Annotated in this window: 3 protein-coding genes and 2 pseudogenes; 3 read left to right on the top strand and 2 right to left on the bottom strand. The window is 72.0% G+C overall.

Going from position 1 to position 4,251, the window contains the following annotated elements:
- A pseudogene (locus GTP90_RS34960) lies at positions 1–187 on the top strand (hypothetical protein); the annotation flags it as partial.
- A 77-nt stretch (positions 188–264) separates the two neighbouring features.
- Here GTP90_RS34960 and GTP90_RS34955 read toward each other — a convergent pair.
- Positions 265–621 carry a hypothetical protein gene (locus tag GTP90_RS34955; protein WP_161087819.1) on the bottom strand — a complete coding sequence of 119 codons (357 nt, stop codon included), beginning with the start codon at positions 619–621 and terminating at the stop codon, positions 265–267.
- A gap of 12 nt (positions 622–633) precedes the next feature.
- Positions 634–1,770, bottom strand: coding sequence for an alpha/beta fold hydrolase (locus GTP90_RS34950; RefSeq protein WP_161087818.1), 1,137 nt, complete (start codon positions 1,768–1,770; stop codon positions 634–636).
- A gap of 178 nt (positions 1,771–1,948) precedes the next feature.
- Here GTP90_RS34950 and GTP90_RS34945 point away from each other — a divergent pair, with 178 nt between their 5' ends.
- A complete protein-coding gene (locus GTP90_RS34945) occupies positions 1,949–3,886 on the top strand; it encodes a phosphatase PAP2 family protein (RefSeq protein ID WP_161087817.1) in 1,938 nt (645 codons plus the stop codon).
- An 80-nt stretch (positions 3,887–3,966) separates the two neighbouring features.
- Positions 3,967–4,251 (top strand): annotated as a pseudogene (locus tag GTP90_RS34940) (hypothetical protein); the annotation flags it as partial.

Raw genomic sequence — 4,251 nt, 5'->3', positions numbered from 1 at the left:
CGCGCAGCAGATCAAGCGCAAGCAGGAGATCTGGGCCGGCATCGACAAGGGCTGGAAGATCTACGAGCCGCTGCCCCAGGAGCCGGAGGAGGAGGCGCTGTGGAAGGTGTTTGTGGCGCGGACGGCTCGGTTTCGGCCCGCGCATGGGCGGACCACGCCGCTACGACGAGCGGCAGCAAATACTTGAACATCGAATTCTCCAGAAAGGAACAGGAATTCGACGAGACTCAGGCGTCTGGGAAAAGGGGCGAGGGCCTCGTCGCGCTAGGCGACGAGCAGCCAGTCGGGCCGCGCGGGCCCGTCGGAGATGAAGGACAGGTAGCGCGACGATGCGGGTGGCGCGTGGGCGCACGGCGCGGCGGCCAGCGCGATCGCGGCGCCGGCCGGTACCGAGGCCTGCACCGCGTGGTGGCAGACCTCGCAGTCGCTGTGGACCTTGGCCGGCTTGCCCTGGTCGGCGCCGTCGTCGGCGCCGTCGCCGGCCTGCGCCTGGTGGTGGTGGCCGTGGTGGCCGAAGTGCGCCGCCTTGGCCGGCTCGTGCTGGCAATACACCGCCGCCATCGACCAGGCGTACTGGATCGGCAGGATGGTGAGCAGCAGGATGAGCAGGATTTTTTTCACGCGGCCATTGTATCAGGGCGCGACATCGCCCGCCCGCTCGGCATGCGGCAGCGCGTAGCGCACCAGCGAGACCAGCATCTTGCCCGGCTCCTCGTTGAACATCTCGTGGGCCGAGTGCTCGAACCACACCAGCGCCTTGGACGGCGCCCGCACCCGCGCATACCACTCGGCCGTGGCCGACGCCGAGACGTTGTAATCGTGGCGGCCGTTGAAGATCACGATCGGGCAGTCGAAGCGCGTGATGCCGCTGAAGTCCATGGCGATGGTCTGCGCCAGCAGGTGGCTGGACGAGAAGTCGCCGGCCTCCCAGAGCGTGCGCAGCTCGGCGTCCGAATACTCCGGCGCCAGCCGCACCGCCGCCGACTCGGCGTCGAAGCCGCGCCGGTTGTACACGGCGCCGCCGTAGTGGCCCAGCCATTTGCGCTGCAGGTACAGGTCCTTGAGCGGCACCGGCGCGCCGGGCGCCGCGTAGGGCGCCAGCGCCTCCAGCTCGCGCACCGCCTGGGCGTTGCCGTCGGCGCGCGCCGCGTCCAGCGCGAAGCGCCAGCCGCGCCGCTCGCTCTCGGGCGAATCGGTGATCTGGCCCATGCCGATGTAGGCGTGCAGCCAGTCCGGGTGCCGGCGCGCCAGCTCGATGCCCAGCGAGCTGCCCCACGAATGGCCCATCACGAAGATGCGCCGCTTGCCGAACTCCTGGCGCAGCCAGGCCACCATCTCCTCGGCGTCGGCCAGCATGCGCGCGCGCGTCATGGTCGGCGCCACCAGCGCCGGATCGTTGGCCGCGTAGGTCTTGCCGGCGCCGCGCTGGTCCCACTGCACCACGGTGAAGTAATCCTCCCAGCCGCGCTGGAAGTACCAGCTGGTCGGCATGGCCACGTAACCGGGGCCGCCGTGCAGCATCAGCAGGATGGGGTTGCGGCGGTCGGCGCCGCGAACGGTGATGGCCTGGGCGATGCCGCCGATGCGCACCATCTCGCTGCGCTCGACGCCCTGGGGCGCGACGATGCGGCGCATGTCGGCGATGATGGCCACCGCCTCGGCGCGGCTGGCCGGGCGGGGGGCCTCCGGCGCGCCGGGGGCGTCGGCGGCATGGACGGCATGGGCGGCGGCGCACAGGCTGGCCAGCGCCAGCAACAGGCACTTGAACATGGGGGTCTCCTTGGCAAACGGGAAGAACGCCACTATAGCGCGGTCCGGCGCGGCCCGGCGCGGCCGGCCCGGCCGCACGATATTTTCAACTGGAAGCGCTCCCAGCCGCGTTGCGTAACAGGCATGTCATACGACGTCATTACTCTATGGCCTCCTTCATCTCATTCCAGGATTCGCCATGCATCGCCTCCCCGCCCGCCCGCTGCTGCTGGCCGCCAGCATCGCCCTCGCCCTCGCCGCCTGCGGCGCCAGCTCCGATGACCAGGTGCTGGTGATCCCGCCGCCGCCGGCCGACCAGGGCGCGGCCGAGGTGGTGGCGGTGCCGGCCGTCACCGCCTTCGTCGACACCGCCGCCACCAACCAGCGCGGCGACGCCCGCTACGCCACGCTGGCCACCAACGCCGGCGTGCGCGTGCTGGGCGGCTTCCTGCAGGTGTGGAAGCCGCTGACCGAGATCGTCGACGCCGGCGTCAGCGCCGACGCGGCGGCCGGCTTCCCGGCCGTGGTGCCGTCCGTCTGGACCGGCGTGCCCAACGACGGCAGCGACGGCGGCACCATCGTCAACGCCGCGGTGCACGCGGCCAATATCGACTACGTGGTGCGCGCCACCGCCGCCCGCACGCCGGCGCAGGCGCTGCAAGCCTACCTGGACGACCGCCGCGGCAAGGGCTACAGCGTGACCGACGGCCTGGGCCCGCTGACGGCGGCCTGGCGTGCGGCCGCCCAGCAGACCACCACCATTACCGCGATCGCCGACGACGCCACCGTCAAGTTGTACAACGACGGCGGCAACAACACCGGCGTCGGCGGCGCGGCCAACCCCGGCTTCGGCGCGGTGGTGGACCTGGTCAACCTGGTCGGCACCAACGGCTCGACCGAGCCGGCCAAGCGCTTCTACAAGTACGCCCGCCCCTACCGCTGGAGCAGCGCGGTGCAGGTGCTGCCGGCGCTGGCGCCGGCCAAGAGTTCCACGCCCACCACCGACGGCGGCTTCACCAGCGGCCATTCGGCCGAGGCGATGCGCGACACGCTGGCGATGGCGTACGCGCTGCCGGAGCGCTACCAGGAATTGATCAGCCGCGGGCTGGAGCTGGGCGAGGCGCGCATCTGGGCCGGCATGCACTCGCCGCTGGACGTGCTGAGCGGGCGCATCCACGCCACCGCCGTGGTGGCGGCCAACCTGGCCGACCCGGCCAACGCGGCCAAGAAAAGCGCGGCCGTGGCCCAGGCGCACGCCACGCTGATGGCCGCCACCGCCACCACGGCCGACAGCTTCGCGGCGTACGCGCAGTCGGGCGCGGGCGGCGACCGCTTCGCCGACCACGACGTCAACCAGGCCAACTACCTGCGCCGCAGCACCTACGGCCTGCCGCTGGTCGGCGCGGCCGGCGCGCCGGCCGTGGTGCCCAAGGGCGCCGAGGTGCTGCTGGAGACGCGCCTGCCCTACCTGAGCGAGGCGCAGCGGCGCGTGGTGCTCAAGACCACGGCGCTGCCGTCCGGCTCGCCGGTGATGGACGACCCCGAGGGCTGGGGCAGGCTGAACCTGTTTGCCGCGGCCGACGGCTACGGCGCCTTCAGCGGCAACGTGGTGCTGGTGATGGACGCGGCCAGGGGCGGCTTTAACGCGGCCGACCGCTGGCGCAACGACATCGGCGGCACGGGCAAGCTGGTCAAGCAGGGCAGCGGCACGCTCAGGCTGGCCGGCAACAACAGCTGGAGCGGCGGCACCGAGCTGGCCGCCGGCGCGCTCGAGGGCGACAGCGCCGCCGCCTTCGGCAACGGCGACGTCTACGTCAGCGGCGGCACCTTGATCGCCAACGCCCCGGCCGCGCTCAAATTGGCCGGCCGCTACACCCAGCTGGCCGGCGCCACCACGCTGGAGCTGGACCTGGGCGGCGGCGCGCGCGGCAGCCTGGCGGTGGCCGGCGACGCCGTGATCGCCGGCGGCACGCTGCACATCAAGTTCGCCGGCGGCTACCAGCCCAAGGCCGGCGAGGTGCTGACGGTGCTGACGGCCGGGCGCCTGACGGGCCGCTTCGCCGCCATCCAGGTCGACGGCCGCAGCGCCACGCCAAGCTACAGCGGCACGGCGCTGACGCTGACCATCGGCGGCTAAAGGTGCCGGCGGCGGCCTGATCGCCACAAGGCCGCCGCTTGAAACTACAATAGGGCTTCCCGGTTATCGAGAGGCAGCGCATGAATCCAGACGAGCAGCCCGCCGCATCGCAAGGCGACTTCTTCAACACGCTCAACGACAAGGTCGACGCCCACGGCGCGCTGGTCGACCGCTTCCACGCCGACCTGCAGAACTTTTCCAAGCAAATCGCCGGCTGCGACAAGCTGGTGCGCATGGCCCACATCAGCCTGAACCAGATCGACGCCCGCATCGCCGAGGCGGTGCGCATCGAGGCGCAGGCCGCGGTGCAGCTGGAGGCCACCGGGCGCGAGGCCGCGCGCGCGGCCACCGAGGCGGCCGACGCC

The sequence above is a fragment of the Duganella vulcania genome (assembly GCF_009857655.1).
GTDB lineage: Bacteria > Pseudomonadota > Gammaproteobacteria > Burkholderiales > Burkholderiaceae_D > Rugamonas > Rugamonas vulcania.
Note: the sequence above shows the minus strand (reverse complement) of the source record. Positions and strands in the feature narration are given on the sequence as shown.